Source organism: Roseovarius sp. MMSF_3359, from assembly GCF_030733385.1.
Classification (GTDB): Bacteria; Pseudomonadota; Alphaproteobacteria; order Rhodobacterales; family Rhodobacteraceae; genus Roseovarius.
Genome location: NZ_JASHJC010000021.1, coordinates 37,333 through 54,856 on the forward strand (window position 1 = coordinate 37,333; position 17,524 = coordinate 54,856).

At 60.3% G+C, this 17,524-nt stretch carries 18 protein-coding genes; 5 read left to right on the top strand and 13 right to left on the bottom strand.

Going from position 1 to position 17,524, the window contains the following annotated elements; translation table 11 throughout:
• Positions 1-9: 9 nt before the first annotated feature.
• Positions 10-261: a nitric oxide reductase F protein gene (locus tag RBB29_RS20710; protein ID WP_306116761.1), complete on the top strand. Its 252-nt coding sequence runs from the start codon at positions 10-12 to the stop codon at positions 259-261.
• On the opposite strand, the gene RBB29_RS20715 is transcribed toward RBB29_RS20710, so the two are convergent.
• From RBB29_RS20715 to RBB29_RS20765, 11 genes are all read right to left on the bottom strand, one after another.
• Positions 251-826 (bottom strand): DUF4202 domain-containing protein, encoded by a 576-nt coding sequence (locus tag RBB29_RS20715; protein ID WP_306116760.1) that lies wholly within the window; start codon positions 824-826, stop codon positions 251-253. The two genes, RBB29_RS20710 and RBB29_RS20715, sit on opposite strands and share 11 nt — an antisense overlap.
• Entirely contained in the window at positions 808-1,515 is a 708-nt protein-coding gene (locus RBB29_RS20720) for a Crp/Fnr family transcriptional regulator (RefSeq protein WP_306116759.1), read from the bottom strand. Before RBB29_RS20720 ends, RBB29_RS20715 begins: the two co-directional genes overlap by 19 nt.
• A 204-nt stretch (positions 1,516-1,719) precedes the next feature.
• Entirely contained in the window at positions 1,720-2,367 is a 648-nt protein-coding gene (locus tag RBB29_RS20725) for a DUF1523 family protein (protein ID WP_306116758.1), read from the bottom strand.
• Positions 2,368-2,377: 10 nt separating this feature from the next.
• Positions 2,378-2,644, bottom strand: coding sequence for a hypothetical protein (locus RBB29_RS20730; RefSeq protein ID WP_306116757.1), 267 nt, complete (start codon positions 2,642-2,644; stop codon positions 2,378-2,380).
• Between the two features lie 3 nt (positions 2,645-2,647).
• The gene (locus RBB29_RS20735) at positions 2,648-3,973 is read right to left on the bottom strand and encodes a DUF6638 family protein (protein WP_306116756.1); all 1,326 of its coding nucleotides are present in this window, start codon (positions 3,971-3,973) and stop codon (positions 2,648-2,650) included.
• Positions 3,973-4,590 (bottom strand): hypothetical protein, encoded by a 618-nt coding sequence (locus RBB29_RS20740; protein ID WP_306116755.1) that lies wholly within the window; start codon positions 4,588-4,590, stop codon positions 3,973-3,975. Before RBB29_RS20740 ends, RBB29_RS20735 begins: the two co-directional genes overlap by 1 nt.
• Positions 4,587-4,901 carry a hypothetical protein gene (locus RBB29_RS20745; RefSeq protein ID WP_306116754.1) on the bottom strand — a complete coding sequence of 105 codons (315 nt, stop codon included), beginning with the start codon at positions 4,899-4,901 and terminating at the stop codon, positions 4,587-4,589. The genes RBB29_RS20740 and RBB29_RS20745 overlap by 4 nt, the downstream gene beginning before the upstream one ends.
• Complete coding sequence (locus RBB29_RS20750; protein ID WP_306116753.1) at positions 4,901-6,838, bottom strand: ATP-binding protein; 1,938 nt, start codon at positions 6,836-6,838, stop codon at positions 4,901-4,903. The genes RBB29_RS20745 and RBB29_RS20750 overlap by 1 nt, the downstream gene beginning before the upstream one ends.
• Before the next feature lie 49 nt (positions 6,839-6,887).
• Positions 6,888-8,015, bottom strand: a complete 1,128-nt coding sequence (locus tag RBB29_RS20755; protein ID WP_306116752.1) for a hypothetical protein — start codon at positions 8,013-8,015, stop codon at positions 6,888-6,890.
• 210 nt (positions 8,016-8,225) lie between these two features.
• Complete coding sequence (locus RBB29_RS20760) at positions 8,226-9,302, bottom strand: hypothetical protein (RefSeq protein ID WP_306116751.1); 1,077 nt, start codon at positions 9,300-9,302, stop codon at positions 8,226-8,228.
• 181 nt (positions 9,303-9,483) lie between these two features.
• Positions 9,484-10,368 (bottom strand): LysR family transcriptional regulator, encoded by an 885-nt coding sequence (locus tag RBB29_RS20765; RefSeq protein ID WP_306116750.1) that lies wholly within the window; start codon positions 10,366-10,368, stop codon positions 9,484-9,486.
• 204 nt (positions 10,369-10,572) lie between these two features.
• Between RBB29_RS20765 and RBB29_RS20770 the strand changes: the two genes are divergently transcribed.
• The 4 genes from RBB29_RS20770 (at position 10,573) to RBB29_RS20785 (ending at position 14,982) form a co-directional block, all read left to right on the top strand.
• Entirely contained in the window at positions 10,573-11,340 is a 768-nt protein-coding gene (locus RBB29_RS20770) for an alpha/beta fold hydrolase (protein ID WP_306116749.1), read from the top strand.
• Between the two features lie 68 nt (positions 11,341-11,408).
• Positions 11,409-12,368 (top strand): glycine betaine ABC transporter substrate-binding protein, encoded by a 960-nt coding sequence (locus tag RBB29_RS20775; RefSeq protein ID WP_306121214.1) that lies wholly within the window; start codon positions 11,409-11,411, stop codon positions 12,366-12,368.
• Between the two features lie 68 nt (positions 12,369-12,436).
• Positions 12,437-13,495 carry a glycine betaine/L-proline ABC transporter ATP-binding protein gene (locus RBB29_RS20780; protein WP_306116748.1) on the top strand — a complete coding sequence of 353 codons (1,059 nt, stop codon included), beginning with the start codon at positions 12,437-12,439 and terminating at the stop codon, positions 13,493-13,495.
• Between the two features lie 2 nt (positions 13,496-13,497).
• Positions 13,498-14,982, top strand: coding sequence for a proline/glycine betaine ABC transporter permease (locus RBB29_RS20785; protein ID WP_306116747.1), 1,485 nt, complete (start codon positions 13,498-13,500; stop codon positions 14,980-14,982).
• Positions 14,983-15,006: 24 nt separating this feature from the next.
• On the opposite strand, the gene RBB29_RS20790 is transcribed toward RBB29_RS20785, so the two are convergent.
• Positions 15,007-16,017 (bottom strand): C-terminal binding protein, encoded by a 1,011-nt coding sequence (locus RBB29_RS20790; protein ID WP_306116746.1) that lies wholly within the window; start codon positions 16,015-16,017, stop codon positions 15,007-15,009.
• Positions 16,014-17,372: an aspartate aminotransferase family protein gene (locus RBB29_RS20795; RefSeq protein ID WP_306116745.1), complete on the bottom strand. Its 1,359-nt coding sequence runs from the start codon at positions 17,370-17,372 to the stop codon at positions 16,014-16,016. The genes RBB29_RS20790 and RBB29_RS20795 overlap by 4 nt, the downstream gene beginning before the upstream one ends.
• Between the last annotated feature and the right edge of the window lie 152 nt (positions 17,373-17,524).

A 17,524-nucleotide genomic window follows, 5' to 3' on the forward strand; every position in this document is an offset into this window, starting at 1 on the left:
CGACACCTCATGATGGCATGGCTCATGCTGGTCGGGCTCAGCCTCGGCTCAACACTTCTGTCCCTGCCAGTGATGGATCACGCGCCCGCTGCGGCGCTTGGCCTAGGCGTCCTGCTGATCGCCGGGTTCAAGGCGCGGATCATCCTGACGCGCTATCTCGGCCTCGCCGATGCGCCCTTCTGGCGGCGCGGTTTTGACATTTCGCTCACGCTTTTCTGCGCCCTGCTTCTGGGGCTTTACCTCGCGCCGCTCATGCTTTGAACGCGGCGGCGAAATCATCCGGCAGGTCGAACTCGTCCAACACCCGCGCCCGCGCCTCGCCGGACATCTTGCGCGCGGTTTTCTCGACGATCCGCACCAGCTTCTCGTGGCTGTGCTTTTCGGAAAACGGCGCGAAGTACCACTTCAGAAAGGTGAAACAGACAATATCCTCAAGCGCCTGCACCTCCGCGTCCCGCTTGATGCCTTCCTTGCGCAGCATCCGGCCCGCCGCGTTGACCGCATCATCACCATAGCCTGCGTCACGCATGATCGCGCCGACCCGATCAGCGTGATGTTTGGCGAGATCCCGGCGCCAGGTCAGGTAGCCCGTGCGCCCCTCCGGATATTCCGCCCGCTTGAGGATCCAGCGTTCGATATGCTGCCCCCGAGCGGCGATCCTGAGCGGCGCGCTTGCGTCGGGGAAAAGCCGCTCCTGCTCCGCGCTCATCCGCTGCCCATAAAGCAACGCATCGGGCGTCCCTTCGCTCGACACGGGGTCTTTCTCATTGGCCGCGTCGATGGCGGCAAAAGCGGTTTCAAGGGCGTTCACAGGGCTTTGGTCCATGTTTCGGCACGATCCTTTTCGGCATAGACGCGCAGGCGTTCAACATCCTCGATGGAGGCATGGTTCTTGGTGATCCGAACCCCGGCGGTGCGGAGCTTGGAGAAAGCCCGCGACAGGCTTTCCGGTTTCATCCCTAGCCGCCCGGCGATGAGCACCTTGTCATAAGGCAGTGTGACGACGCAGGCGCCGGTTTCGTTTGAGCAGAGGTCAAGCAGGAATTCGGCGGCCCGCTGCGCCCCGGTCTGCGCCTTCAGGTGCTCCACCTGCCCCACCAGTTCATGCAGATGCTTGAAGATCGCCGAGAGGAGCGAAACGCAAAGCTCCGGTTCGTGTTTCATCATGTCGATGAAGGATTGCGCCCGGAGTTGCAGCAACCGGCAATCGGTCGCAGCCTCGGCCGAAACCGGGTAATCCTCGTTGCGGAAGGCCACCGCCTCGCCAAAACTCTGACTTCGGGAAAAGACGCTCACGACGGCCTCGTTTCCATTCGGCGCGATCCGGTAAAGCTTCACCCAGCCGCCCAGCACGATATGAACGCTGGTGGCTTTTTCGCCCTGCAGGAAAACGGTCTCTCCGCGGCTGTAATCGCGCGTCGCCGCACCGCTCAGCAACAGGTCGGCCGCCCGCTCCGGCATGTTCCTCAGCAGCAGGGACGTCAGGGCGATTTCCCGATCTTGCGCGCGGATCATTTTGATATCCTCGTCCGGCAGGTGGCTGGCCAATCATCGGTAACTAGCCGGTCGTACAAGTAAAATGTCGATACGTTAACCATACGCCGTCCTGCAACCCGGACGCAACCGGACCGGGTCCAGCCATTTGCCGTATTTCCGTTTTCTGCACGAAAAGTCCGGCAAACCGAAGGCCTTACGCCCTCCGGCGCAACTCCAAGCAGGCTATTTGGCCCGCCATGTATCCAGCCATCGTTTCACCCGCGACCGGCGTTCGGAAATATGATCGCCCGCCGCGTCCAACCCGCCCTGGATATCATCCATCACCGGGTCGATCCGGGCGGCGCGGAACCGGCGCCAGCGCCGCCAGATCGCAAAGCTGATCGCCAGGAACACCACCAGGATCAGGATGTTGAGCCATGGGATACCGGTGCTGGCATCCGGGCCGTCGACCTGCCGCACGCCAACCGCATTGGGGAAGATCGACAGGAATTCGTTGCGCCAGCCGTAATGCTTGATCGCCACCCATTTCGGGGACTCGGCGCTTGATTTCAGGTCAGCCGCCTCAGCCTGCAGGTTCGAGGTGTCGAACTTGAAATAGGGAGGCCAGCTCCAGCCGGTATCCTCGTTGCGATAGACCATGACACGGCCATTGGCGCGCTTGGTCTGAATGAAGAACACATCGCGGTTGATGGTCGTCTGGTCCGCGCCGACATCGGGGCTGGCCCAGAATATCGAGTTTTCGCCAAAATCGATCCGCTTTTCATAGGTATCCGTGACCCGCGCCACGTCGTTTTGCGGCAACGTATAGTGGAACACCGCCGCGACGAAAATCCAGAAGACGGTCCAGAACGCCCATTTAAGATATGTCATGCCCGCCCTTTCAGTGGAAATTCGTGAGGTAGATGATGAGTGCCACCACGCAGATCGGCACCACATAAACCCCGAGGATCAGCTTGCGGCGCAGCGATCCGTCATATTCGGCCAGACCCTTTTCGACATAGGCATCAAGATCGCCAGGCCGGCCCTCTTCCTCCCACCAGGTCTTGAGTTTGCCGCGGCGCACAGAGCGGGAATAGAAGGACAGGCAGACATAGATCACGGTCAACGCGATCAGGCCGAAGAACATCAATCGTCCGAATGCCAGCATGTCTTACCTCCTTACCGCACCCCAGGGCCCCACCCGCGCGATCAGGTCCTCTTCGCGTCTCGGCGGGGCGTGACCGAACAGCGCCTTGCGGGTTCCTACCTTATCCATCTGGTAGTCATTCACCAGAAAATCGACCACAAACGCCTTCTTTTCCGCGCTCCACGTGACGTATCGGTCATAGAAAAGCGGTTTGTGGCAGATGAAAAGCTGCCGGATATCCTTGGGGCTAAGCTCGCTCAGAAGCATGTTGACCAGGTCGGCATCGGGGTGGTTCGCGGCCCTGAGTGTGTAGAAATATGCCGGGCTGTCGGAGGCGATGCGCGGCCACGGCCCGCCGTTTTCCGCCCAGTTCAGAAGGGCGGCCAGGACATGGAATTCCTCGGGCAGATCCTGCGCGTGTTGCCGCGCGAGGCGGCGCATGTCGGTGCGCGACCGCCCGGCAAGCGCAATGCCTTGCCCGGCCAGCGCATCGACCAGGATGAAATCCATTTTCTGCCGCAGGATCGCGCCCGCATCAATGCCCCGTGCCTTGGCGATAGGCTCCACAAGATCGTTATATTCCAGGAACTTGGCGATCTGGTTACGTTGCTGCATCCCAAAGACATACTTGATCGGCAGGCCCCCGAAATCCGCGCCGCCACCCCCGGTGATGAGCGCCGGATGATCGGCCTCTTGAAAGAGGTAAGTACCGCCGAAATGAGCCGTCCAGAAATTGCGCTGATCAAAGCTCATTTTCTTGAGGTCGATCGGGTTGCGCACCACGTCTCCGGTCTCTCCGGCGAGCGTGATCATCTCGGCTATGAGGACATCGTCAAACCACGCATCCTCCTCGTTCAGGAACCGGCTGACCTTGGCATCCAACGCATCCGCCTGCTTGAGCGCCCCACCTACGGTGTCGGCCTCGATCTTGATCCGGCGGATGTCGAAAAGCCGCGCAGGCGTGGACATGTCATAGATGGAATTCACCAACTCCCCGGCCACCGCATCGCGCGCCGTCAGGGCAAAAAGAGCCGGTTCGTTTTCCTCGATGAACTGCCGCAGGATGCCGTAGGAGGTCGAGAATTTCATGTCGAGCAGCGGCGCATGCTTCTGCTCGGTGGTGAGCAGGATGAATTGCCGGTTGACGCCCGCATGGTTGAGGTACAAAGGGTCGCCCAGCTCATGGCCGATCTCCGGCGAATAGCCTGAAATATCGACATAAAAATCGTCAAGCTGCGTGGTCTTACCGGTCAGATGCTCCAACGCGCGATTGTATCGCGCCACCAGCGCAGGTGAGGCCACATGTACCAGATTGCCAAACATCAGGCCGGATCTAATCAGACGCTCCACTACGCAGCCCCTCTTCGCTTGCTGAATAGGGCGAGAACAACCGCAATTGCAAAAACCGCACCCAGAAGTTTGATTGCGATCATCTCACCTTTGATCGCCGAGCCGCCAAAGAACAGGACGAACGTGGCGATGTGCAAAACGCCCCGTTGAATGCCAAACCATCTCAAAGCCATTCCACGCCATGCAATCACAAGATCGACCGCCCACCAAATGATCAACGCCATACCCGGCCAAAATGCACTGACGCGAGAGGACGTTGTCATCCAAGTGAAGTCGCCGCCAAAGAACAGAAAGGCGGAAACATAGAGATGGATCAGGTAGGCGATGAATGACACCAGCCAGAAGGCAAACCACTGACGGCCAGCGCCTTTTGTCAGATAGAACCAGTAGGCGGGGATCAACAGAACCAGTGCAGCCCAGGCCGTGAACGCTGATTGGTAAAGAGCCAGCGCGTTTCTATCGTCGACGTCCGGGGCGGGCTCAGGAACTGCGGCGGTTGCAGGCGGCACATAGCTGAGCCAGCCAGAGTCTTGTGCCAACACAGCCGCGCCAAAGGCCGCCATCGTCAGCAAGATCAGGGACCCTAGAGCCAAGGGATTTGCCGAGTTGTCTGTCATGAGGTTCGTTTCTTGAATTTTGGAGCCAGAAAAAAGGCCAACCCGAAAACTGGTACAAACAAAAATGCACTTTGGATGGTGACGCCGATGCTGAAACCGACAAGCTCCGCAAAGGTGTTACCTGCACCGATTGCTGTCAGAAAAAGGCCAGCGGCAGCGACTGCGCCAAATTGGCAAAGGGTTACTTTTCCCAGACCCAGAAAGAAATTGGTGGTCTTGCTGCCTGTCTCTTTGCGCCGGTAATCCGCGCCAAATCGGATGCCGAAAATCAGCGCAGTAGTGAACAGCACAAAGAAAACCGCCATCGCCATCAGGTTGATTTCCCTTCCAAATACCGCCGCTTGGCCTCTTCCATTCGGCCCATATCCCGCACCGCATTCTCAATTGCCACCTCGTCGGATTTATCCGCATAGCGGAATTCGGAATCGGCGTAGCGGTTGATTTCCTGGATCACCATCTCGACGGTGATCGGCTGGCGCAGCTCTTCGATCATGCCCTTCTTGGTGTCATAATCCTTCAAGAGGAAAAGGTCGGGCTCTTCCATCCATTCATCTGGCAACTCAAAGTCCATCGCGCGGACTTTGACCGCGTCGGTGATGTTCTTGATCGCCCGCCCGGTGAAGCGTTCGTCGGCCTCCTGAATGCCCTTGAGATACGTGCCGAGCTTGGCAATCGTGTCGAGCTTGCCGATCTTCCGATCAACCGCTTCATAGACCCGGAGCAGCCCCTCTTCGTGGGGTTTGGAATGCGATTCAAACGACGCGGCGACGGCCTTCTTGATCTCCTGCGCGGCATAGACCTCATGCTCGCCGAGGGGGATATCGTGGTTCTTGCCCATCAGCAGGTAGAGGATGTCGATGTAATCCTCCCGCGTGATCGGCCCGTCCACGAGGAACCGCGCCCCGGCCCGCTGGCGCAGGGCATCATCGACATTCTCGGGGTAGTTCGAGAACATGCCGAAGGTGCAATTGCCGCGCACGACCGTGTTGGCACCTGCGAAACTCTCCATCAGCACGGCTGTGATTTCCAATTGCCCGGCCGAGGACTGGCGGTCGCCCCGCTTGCCGGCGAGTTGGTCGATATCGTCAATGGTGCCGAAGCCGATGACCGACGGGTCGATCACGTTATTGATGAAGCTCTTGGCGTTTTGCGCCGACTTGCCCTGATAGCTGTCGATGCTCTCGGTACTCAGGTTCTGATAGCGGAACGGGTAGCCCGCGTTCTGACAATAGCCCTGGATCAGCCCCGCCATCATCTGGATGAGTGTGGTCTTACCCGTCCCCGGCTTGCCATCGCCCATGAAGGTAAAGATGAACCCGCCCAGTTCGGCAAACGGGTTCAGGCGGCGGTCAAAATCATAGGCCATCAGCATCTTGGCCAGCTTCATCGCCTGGTACTTGGCGATGTGGTTGCCCACGACCTCATGCGGCTGCTTGAACGTCATGGTCAGGGTCGAGGATTTGCCTTTGGACGACACGTCAAAGCCGCGGATCGTCAGGTCATCGGCCTCGATGCGCCAACTGGCCTGCGTGAAGGGATCAAGCCGCGCGGCGTTTTGCGCACGCAGTGCGATCTTTTCCATCAACTGCTCGGCAAAAGCGGTGATCGTCGCCACAAGGCGGGCATCGTCGCTGGCATGTTTGGCGATATCCTGATCCATCTCCCAAAGCGCGCCGTGCAGGGCAAGCTGGGCGTTGTCGGTCAGAACCTCTTCGACCTCGCCCACCTCGACCGAAATCTCACTTCCATGCGGCCCCAGAAGGAACGCCGTGGCATTGGCAAAGACATGGGAAACGGCCAGCGCCTCGGCCGCCATGAGTTCGGAAAACTCGGTCTTGCGGTCGGCCGGCAAGGACCCGGCCAGGTTGGCGCGACGCAGATCGGCCAGGCCGGTCGCATCGGCGTAGTTTTCACCAACCGCCAGCGCCACCGCGAGCGCGCGGCGCAGCGTGTGCATCACCGTCGCCTGCAAGGGCGAAGTCAGCGGGTCATCCCCATCCGCACCCGCGATCCGGTCGATCAGATGCACCCCTTCGGGCCGCGCGGTGGAACGGGTCACAAGCCCCGGCGTGGTGGTGCGGAACCGCCGCCGCGTACCGATCCCGGCAGAGCGTTCCTCCGCAGGTGCGTCCACCGGCTTGGCAATGCGCGGGGTATGGTCGAACCCGTCCAGCATGGCCACCGCCGCATCGTAATGCTTGGCGATATCCTCTTCGCGCAATTCCATCGTGTCCGCCGTCAAACTCATCGCTCAAACCTCTGTTTTCATCGTTCGTCAAATACTCCCGCCGGGGCCATCAATACCGCAACACCCGTCCGCCGGGGTTGACCACGTATTTCGTCACGCTGGCAAAACCGGGCGGGTTACGTTCGGCCAGCACCTGGTAGGGGCGTTCGGGCAGGATGATACTGCGTTCGGTCCGCGTAGCACCCGTGTCGACCCCGCGCCCGGAGAAGGGATCAAGCGCAAAGACCTCCCGCTCGACCGTGCCGAACCAACCCGCGCGCTCTTCCTTGACCCGCTCGCTTTCGAGCACCTCGTCGGTCCAGGCCAGCGCCCAATCCTGCCCCTCGGGCGCGCGCGCCTCGGCCAGAACATCGCGCAGCGGCCCTGATTGGCGGGTATAGGTGTGGCTGTACATCGGGCCCAGATGCAGGCGACGCAGGCGTTTGGGGTGCAGATCGTCAAACGCCTCGTCAAAGCCCTTGGCGATGGTCAGGAGCTTCAGCCCGCCAAGCGCCTGCCCCATCAGGTGCGCTTGGCACTCGGGCCAGCGGCGCTGATCGCGGGCCAGCGGTGTGCGGCCATCGTCTTCGACCTCCATGAGGTAGATGGTCGGCAGGTTGACTTGACTGTCATAGACCGCCCAATGGACGAGGTATTTGCGGCGATCATCCAGACCTTCGAGCCAGATGATCTGCGGATCATTCTGCGCCCAGAAGAGATATCCCCGCGACAACTCCTCATAATAAAGCCGCTGCGACAGGGCGAATTGCAGGCGCGTGGGGATTTCACGCTCGCTGATGATCTGCTCAACCATCTGTTTCTTGAGCGCCCCCGGCCCCGGCATGTTCTCCAAGTGCCGCTCCGCCTGCTGCGCGTCATTGGCCATGATCAGCAACTCGTTGAACACCGGAAAACCGCTTTCTTCCGTATCCATGGTCATGGCGACGGTGGCATGGCCCGCGTCGCGCCCAGTGAGCAGGTATTTCATGCTGAGCGCCCGGAACGTGTAAGTGAGGCCCTGGATGTAACCGGTCAGTATCTCCACCTCGTCCCGGTTCAACTCCCCCGCCCCCTGCATCACCGCCGACACGCGCGCAAGATAATCGGTGATCCGCTGGAACTTCTTGAAATACCGACGGCTGGCGAAGAGGTCGGTCAGGCCAACGTGATCGCGATTTTGGCTATCGGCCTCACTCATCAGAGGCAGCCCTGTGTTTCAAAACTCGCCTCACAAAAGGCCCACAAACAAGCCAGACCGCTATTCCCGCTGCAACCGTGTAGATCATAAGATGCCGCCATTCAGCATAGCCCTGCTCGCCAAACTTCGTTATCAAAATTAACTTACTCAATCCAACCACGGCGAAGATTAGGAAAATAGCGAGCAAATAGTTTCGTGGAGGCTTGCGCATCAGGCCCCGTAAAGGTTCTTGTCGTGCTTCTCGATAATCTCCTGGAACCTGCGGGCGAAGCGTTCGTCGGCCTTGGCCTTGGCCTCCAGCACGTCGCGGGCGAAAACCATGTGATCTTCGTGCGCTTCCAGCATGTCGGCCATCTTCTTGTTGGTCGCCGCCCCGATGCCCGCCATGGCGGTCTGCGCCTCCTGGTCGGTCTCAACGCCGATTTCGTTGATCCGGTGGGCCACATCCTGCTGCTGCGCGGTTTTGAGCGATTTGGTGAGCGCATCATAGAGTACAACGCGCTGCTTGGTATCGGTCTGCAGCTTGTTGATCAGCACCATCTGCGTCGCCGCCTGGTTTTGCAATGAGTCGACCCAGGTCTTGCCCTTCTCGATATACCGCTCCAGCGTCTGCGACTTGGCAAGTTTGACCTGCTCGTCCTGCACCATCGCGTTGTACTGCGTGTTCAGGTCGGCCAGTTCGGTCTCAAGCTTGGTCCGCGCCGCCGCGTCGGTTTCATTGGCGATCTTGTTTTCCAACTCGATGATCTTCGGGTCCATCCCCTTGATCTCGGTGCGCAGGTTTTCCAGGTCGCCGACGGTGAACTCGCGCTCATCCAGCGTCTCGGTCAGGTTGGCCTCGACCTTGGTCTTCTGCTCCTCCAGCATCGTCAACTGCCCCTGGAGCAACTGCACGATCACATCGGATTTCGAGATCAGGTCCTGCAACTTGTCGTCAATCGACGCCTCGCGCACCCGTTCCTGCCGCATGCTGTCGGACTTGGCGCGGCTGAACATGCCGACGAAACTTTCCCAGCCCGTCTTGTTGCGCATCTCGTCGAAATCTTTGGAAAAGGCTGCCGTGATGTCGTCGAGCCCCATGATGAGCTCCGCGATATTGGCGTTCATCACCTCGGTATGGGCGTGCACGTCCTCCAGCGAGGCGTTTTCGATATCCAGCATCGCGTCTTCGCCGCCCTTGATCTTGGACCGTGCGGTTTCAATTTTGCTGGTCAGTTCGGCAATTTTCGCCTGAGCCTCGCTCACCTGAGCCTGCGATTCCCGCACCTGCGCATCAAGATCGGCCATGCACTTCCCCCTCTTTCTCAAATTGTGATTGTTGCAGTCAATATATGTGTTTTTGACCCGAGTTTAAGCGTTTTTCGCGAAAAGAATGCGACCATATCGTGTTTCACGGGTAAACATCGCGGATCTTTTTCGCTTCTGTTTCAATACGATGGTTACACACGCCATTGCGAGACGAAAATAATCAAAAACGAGACCAAACTTCATGGGAAACCGGATCAAGCCGATCCGGCGCGGCATAGATCGACAAGGTCATGGCAGTTTCCCATTCGCGGCCTCCGACGGGCACAAAAATACCCTGATCCAGCTCACGGGAAATCGCCGTTTCGGGCAACCATGCCATGCCACTGCCGGCAAGGACGCGCCGCTTGATCGCCTCGACCAGCCCGTCAACATAGACCATATCGAGGTGCAGCGGACGATTTCCGATCAGATGCTCCATCACCACCCCCAGAAAAGAACTGTGTTCATAGGCAAGGTATGGGATCGTCTGATCCGGCGTTCCGGGTAAAGACCAGCCATGGCGGCGAACCGCGTCGCGGGCAGCCACCGGCACCATCCGGTCCGTGAGGATATCCTTTCGGGCAAATTCCCCCTCGTCGAGCGTTGGCGCCACATCCGCGTGCCGGTAGCAGAGCAGAAATTCCACCGCACCATCATGCAACATCTGGCAACAGGCCGAGAGCGAATCCGAGATGACCCGGGTCCGCAGATGCGGTAATTCCCGCGCCAGATCATCTATCTTGGATGACAGGTAATGCACTGAGATCGTGTGTAAAACTGAAAACCTGACCTGCTGCCGGTCGCCGCGATCCTGATCCCGGATCATTTGTCGGCTTTCCGACAGATCGGCAATTGCCGCCTTGGCAACCGGCAGGAATTGCGCGCCGGCCTCCGAAAGGCGCACGGGGTATGTCGCCCGGTCCACCAGGGGCAGACCGACCCAGCTTTCGAGCGCCTTGATCCGGCGGCTGAAGGCCGATTGGGTGATGTTGCGCTCCTCCGCCGCGCGGGTGAAGTTCAACGTCCGCCCCAGGCATTCGAAATCGCGCAGCCAGTTCAGGTCCATATCTCCCCCCGCGAAAAGGTCGCCGCGGCAGCGTTACCATAAACTATGCAATTTCGGAATAGTTTCATGAAATCTTTGAATTGGCGGTTTCAAAATACTTCGGCCTACACTTGAGGAGCGCGCCCCGGGGGATGTGGCCGCATTGCCAAGGGGATGATCTGCGACACGATGTCGAACGCTGCCCAGACTGCCGAATTATCGCGAATGGCGTATCTGCGCCGGGGTCAGGGACACCCCCTGGTTCTGGTTCATGGCTACCTCGGCGGGGCGGCGATGTGGCAAGGGCAGATCGACGCGCTCTGCGATGGTTTCGATGTGATCGTGCCGGAATTGCCCGGATATGGCGGCAGCCATGGGGAACAGGCGCTGGACACGATCACGGGATACGCAGGGCAGGTGCTGGCGCTTCTGGATGATCTGGGCATTTCACGGTTTCACCTGCTGGGCCATTCAATGGGCGGCATGATCGTCCAGCAGATGACGGCGATGGCCCCGGACCGGGTGACGAAACTGATTTGCTATGGCACGGGACCGCAGGGGGTATTGCCCAACCGGTTCGAGACGATCGACCAGTCGCGCGCCCGGCTGCAAACCCAAGGCGTCGGCGCCACCGCCCGGCGCATCGCGGCCACATGGTTCACCAGCGAAGAAAACGCGCCCGGCTTTGAGGATTGTGCGGCCCTTGGTGAAAACGTCTCGGTCGAGAGTGCGCTGGCGGGTCTGAATGCGATGGAAACATGGGACGGGCGTGCCGCCCTGGCCACCATCAAACAGCCGACGCTGGTCATCTGGGGCGACAAGGACCGCTCCTATGGCTGGCAGCAGCCCGAAGCCCTCTGGACCGGCATCGCGGGCAGCAACCTCGCGGTCATGCCCGGCTGCGGCCACAACGCCCACCTCGAGAAACCCCGGCTGTTCAATACGATTATTCGCGATTTCGTGACGGATGAGGCGCAAGGCGGGACCACCTGAAACGATAAAATACGACCATAAACACACCCAATTCCGGCAAACGGAAGCGAACAACAGAGGAGAAGAAAATGAGATTGAAACTGATGGGAACGGCCCTTGCGGGCGTCATGGCGACAGCGTCGCTGACCCACGCGGCAGAGAGCGTGAATATCGGCGCGCCCCCTTGGACCGGGGCGCAGGCGATTGCGCATCTGATCGCTGAAATCGTTGAAACGCGGATCGGCGGCGAGGCCAACCTGGTCCCCGGCAGCAATGCCTCGATCTTCCAGGCGATGGACCAGGGCAAAGGCGATATCGACGTACATCCCGATGTCTGGCTGCCCAACCAGGAGAGCTTTACCAAGAAATACGTGGACGAAGCCGGCACGGTGGCGCTTTCGGACAAACCATATGAAGGCAAGCAGAGCTTTTGCGTAAGCAAGGCGTTTTCCGAGGCCAACAACGTCACGTCGATCTTCGACCTCGCCCGCCCGGAAGTGGCCGAGAAGATGGACAGCGACGGCAATGGCAAGGGTGAGATCTGGATTGGTGCGCCCGGCTGGGCCTCGGCCAATGTGAACGAGATCAAGGTGCGCGATTACGGCCTGATGCCCTTCATGGAGCCGATCCGCGCGGATCAGGCGGTGATGACCGCCACCGTCGGCGACAGCATCAAGAAGGACATCGGATATGCCTTCTATTGCTATAGCCCGCATGCGATCTGGTTCCAGTATGACATTGTGCGCCTTGAAGAGCCTGCGTTCGATCCCGAAAAATACATCGCAATCCAGCCATCGGACGATCCGGACTGGTTCGAAAAGTCGACGGTAATGACCGAGGATGCCTTGAAAAAGGTACAGATCGCCTATTCCAAGTCGCTGGCCGAACGCTCGCCTGCCATTGCCGATCTGCTGGCCAATATCCAGCTTGATGGCGAGACCGTGTCCGATTTCGCCTTCCAGATCGAAGGCGGCAAGGACCCCGCGGACGTCGCCAAGGAATGGGTTGCGGCCAATTCCGACCGCGTGGACGGCTGGCTCGGCCTCTGATCCATCGCAATCGCCGGGCCGCGTGAGGGACGCGCGGCCCGGCATCATCAAACTGATGGGGGCACACCATGTCGCAGGACGTCGCAATCGAACTCTCCGGCGTGTGGAAGATTTTCGGCGCGCGGGCAAATGACGCGCTGGCCGAGATCCGCGCCAGTGACATCTCGAAAAAGGAAGTGTTGGAGCGGTTCAACTGCGTGGTCGGTGTGGCCGATGCCACGATGGATATCCGCCCGGGCGAGATCTTTTGCATCATGGGATTGTCCGGCTCGGGCAAATCCACGCTGGTGCGCCACATCAACCGGCTGCTGGAGCCGACGGCAGGCAAGATCGTCGTCAATGGCGAGGATATCATGGCGATGGCGCCGGACACCCTGCGCCAATATCGCAACGAACATATCGCGATGGTCTTTCAGAACTTCGCGCTGATGCCGCACCGGTCGGTGCTGGACAACGTGGCGATGCCGCTGGAAATCCGCGGCATCAACAAGAACCAGCGCATGGAGGCCGCGGAACAGGCCATCGAAATGGTCGATCTTTCTGCTTGGGGCAACAAGTTTGCCCATGAGCTTTCGGGCGGGATGCAGCAACGGGTGGGCCTGGCCCGGGCGCTGGCGGCCGATCCGGAAATTCTGCTGATGGATGAGCCCTTTTCGGCGCTCGATCCGCTGATCCGGCGGCAATTGCAGAACGAATTCATGAAGCTCGCCGCCAATATGAACAAGACCACCGTGTTCATCACTCACGACCTTGATGAGGCCGTGCGGATCGGCGACCGGATCGCGATCATGCGTGATGGCCGCGTGGTGCAGATCGGCACGCCCGAAGATATCGTGATGCACCCGGCGGACGAATACGTGGCCGATTTCGTGGCTGGCATCTCACGCCTCAAAGTGGTCCGCGCCCACGCGGTGATGCAGCCCTTGGCCGAGTTTGAAAAAGCCAATGGCGGGCTGTCCGAGACCGCCCAGGAATTTGCCGAAGACGCCCATCTGGGCGAGTTGATCGACGCCGCCATCGGCAGTGACCAGCCCGCCGCCATCATCGACGCCGCGGGCAACCGCGTTGGCGCCATCACCCGCGCGGACCTTCTGCGCACGGTGATCGAAGGAACGGAGACCTCTTGATCATGGCCGATGAAACCAAAGAAGAACTGCTCGCGGAATTCGTTGCCACCAATCCCGGCTATTACGGCACTCAATTCCAGAAGATCGGCGCCAAGGCGGGCTTTGCCTGGACCTTCAACTGGGTTGCCGCCCTGCTCGGGCCGATCTGGTACGGGATGCGGGGTCTGTGGAATTGGGGGCTGCCTTTCGTCATCCTCGAAACCTTCGCTTTCATCCAGTTGGGGCGCGGCCTTTTCGGCGATCTGGGCGCGGAAGTGCGCGACCGGATCAAACAGATCGAAGGCACCCTGGCGCTGCGCTATGAACAATTGCAGGCGGCCATCGACAAGGGCGATGACGGGGCGGCCTTTCAACGCAATATTGACTCTCTCGAAGCCGCAATCGACGGCATCCGTGCCGAGGCCGAAAGAGCCGATGCCACAGCTATCTGGGTGGCCCTTTTCGGCTTGGGGTTCCTGATCGCGGTCAAGATCGCCGAAGGCATCATGGCCAACCCCGTGCTTGAACGGCGCTATTCCGACTGGCTGTCGGATCGCAGCATCAAATCCGGGCTGGAGCCGCTGCGGACCTTGCTGAGTTTCGCATTCGTCCTGATCGTCTTCGCGGTCAGCGTCGTGCATTTCGCCTTTCCCGGCGCGGTCGGCTGGTTGACCGACTTCCCGACCGATCCAAACATCCGCCTGACCGCCATCCGGTGGGTCGAGGCCTTTTTCGACTTCATCATCGCGTCCGGGCAATGGGTGTTCGACATCATCACCTTCGGCATCCGCGCGGTCCTCGACGGGTTGGAGATCTTGTTCGTCGACACCCCCTGGCCGGTCATTGCCGCGATGATCATCCTGCTGACCTGGCTTTCCGCCGGTCCCGCCGCGGCCTTCGCCGCTGCCGGATTCCTCGCCTATATGGGATTTCTCGGCTTCTGGGAAAAGGCGATGACCACGCTGGCATTGCTGGGTACCGCCGCCTGCATCTCGATCGCACTTGGTATTCCCATCGGCATGTTCTGCGCCCGCCGCCCCCGGCTCTATGCCTTTATCCGCCCGATCATGGACTTCATGCAGACGATGCCGGCCTTCGTCTTCATGATCCCGGTGATCGCGTTCTTTGGCACCGGCAAACCGGCAGCCGTCGTGACCACGATGATCTTTGGCGGCACCCCCGTGGTGCGGTTGACCGTACTGGGCTTGCGTGGCGTTCCCGAAAGCATCCGCGAGGCCGCCATCGCCTATGGCGCGTCCAAGTGGTACCTGCTGACCAAGGTCGACCTGCCGCTGGCGGCCCCCTCGATCCTGGCCGGCGTGAACCAGACGATCATGCTGTCACTTGCGATGGTCGTGGTCGCCTCGCTGATCGGGGCCAAGGGTCTGGGTGAGGATGTGCTGGAGGCGCTGCAATACGCTTCCGTGGGTCAGGGTATCCTGGCCGGGTTCGCGATCCTCTTCTGTGCGATGATCCTGGACCGTGTCGTGCAGGGCAAACGGGAGTAGTCCCGGTTGCCCTGAGCCCGCCGCTCATCCGAAGATCACACCCCGGCTCTGCGCGCGCAGACGCGGATCGCGGGATTTGACCCGCACGGGCCGCCCTTCGAGAAGCTCGAAACACCGATCCAGCGTATCTTTTTCCAACCGCTGCATAGCCTCATGGGTGTAGAAAGTCAGATGCGGCGTCAGGATCACGTTGGGCCGCCCGAATAACGGGCTGAGAGGGTGGTCAGAGAGAGCCAGCGGCTCCTGGCTGAACACATCCAAGCCAGCGGCGGCAATCCAGCCCTCATCCAGCGCCCGGATCAGCGCCTGCTCATCCACGATGGCCCCTCGCGAGACGTTTACCAGACATGCCGTCGGCTTCATCGCGCGCAGCTCCGCCGCGCCGATCAGGTGCCGGGTTTCGTCGTTCAACACGCAATGGATCGACACGAAATCGCATTGGCTCAGGAAGTCACGCAAATCCGCCACCGGTTCGACGCCAGCCGCGCGGATATCCTCGGGCGGGGTATGCGGGCTATAGGCAATCACCCGCGCCCGGAAGCCCGCACCGGCCATCCGCGCCATGGACCGGCCGATCTTGCCAAAGCCGACGATACCCACGGTACTCCCGGCAATGTCGCGCGCCAACCAACGGGCATTGGGCCATGTCCACCCCTCGCGCGCCATCTCGGCACCGATCTCAGGCAGTCTCTTGGCCAGCGAAATCAGATGCGCAAACGCCCCCTCAGCCACGGTCTCCTCGGCATATTCCGGCACGTTCACCACGGTCACGCTGTGCTCGATCGCCGCGGGGATGTCGATGGCGTCGATCCCGACCCCGTATTTCACGATACCCCGCAAGTTGGGCGCCCCCTCGATCACGCGGCGGGTGATCGGCGCATAGCACATGAGCAGAAGGTCCGCGTCGCGCGTGGCCGCACAAAGCGCCTCCTCGGACACACCATCGGGCAGCAAAACCACCTCATACCCGGCATCGCGCAGGGCTGCATCGACCACCGGCACCTCAAGCTCACTATCGGTGCGGACAACCTTCATCGGCTTACATTCTTGATCGCCGTCACGACGATCTCCAACGCGCGGGTCAGATCCGCTTTCGGTATGGTCAGGGGGGGCGACAGGGTCAGCACGCAACCCTGCGAAATCTTGAAACTCAACCCCGCCTCGAGACAAGCATAGTAAATCCGCTCGGCGAGATCGTTTCCGGGGGTCTTGTCGGCGATGTCCTGCACAATCTCCACCCCGAACATCAGGCCCCTGCCCCGGATGTCGCCAACAATCGGCACACCAGCCAATTCCGTGCGCAGGTAGTCCATCGCAAATCGGCCAAGCCTATCGGAGCGATCGACAAGCTCTTCGTCCTCGATAATCTCCAGCGTGGTCAGGGCCGCGCGGGCTGTAACCGGGTTTTTCTCATGCGTGTAATGCCCGATAGCGAAATCACCGCACACATCCAGATCGCGCCGCGCAATGCAGGCCGCAATCGGCAGGATGCCCCCGCCAAGCGCCTTGCCGATCGTCACGATATCGGGGATCACTTCGTCATGTTCAAAAGCGAACATGCGGCCCGTCTTGCCGAGACCGGTCGGAATTTCATCGAGGATCAGGAGCGCCCCATGGCGATTACACGCCTCCCGCACCGCTTTCCAGAACCCGGGCGGCGGCACATAAGGCACCGCGCGCATCGGCTCGGCAATCACGGCTGCCACGTCACCTTCCCGATCGAGCACGTAGTCGACCATCTTGGCGCACGCGAGACCGCAAACATCCGGCCCTGCGTGATTATAAGGACAACGATAACAGGCGAAGGGGGCCACATGTTCCGTTCCCGGCATCATCGGCCCGGCAATATGACTGCGGAACGTGGCCTCGCCGCCCACGCTGGCCGACCCGAACCCGGCCCCGTGGAAAGCATCCCAGAAACTCACCGTCTTGAACCGGCCCGTGGCCGCCCGGGCGATTTTCAGCGCCACCTCATTGGCGTCCGACCCGCCGGTGGTAAACAGTGTCTTGCCCAGATCGCCGGGGGCAATCGTGGCCAGTTTCTCGGCCAGTTCCACCGCCGGATCATTGGTAAAGCGGCGAGGCGCGAAGGGCAGATCGTCAAGCTGCGCCTTGATCGCGGCAACCAGGCGTGGATGCCCATATCCGATGTGATGCACGGAATTGCCGTGGAAATCCATGTAGCGGCGGCCATCGGCATCTTCGATCCAGATGCCTTCGGCCTTGGCGATGGTACTGACGCAGGGGCTGGAAAGGCTCTGGTGCAAAAACGCGTCGGCATCGCGTTTCAGGAGTGGTTCCGATTTGGGGCCGATGGATTTCTTCAGCCATGTCCGGCGGGCGTTGGAGGTGTTTGACTCTCCTTCGGTGTGGACGATTTTCTGAGCCATTCTGGACCTCCGAGTGGGATGGACGGGGCCGCATTTGGCCCCGCGCGCCTGTCAGATTGCGGCTTGTGTTACCGGGGCCATGGTAGGGAGTATGTTTTGACGTTTGTGAAGAACTTCATGGCTTCTGTGACGCCTTCTTTGACGGCGTTTCC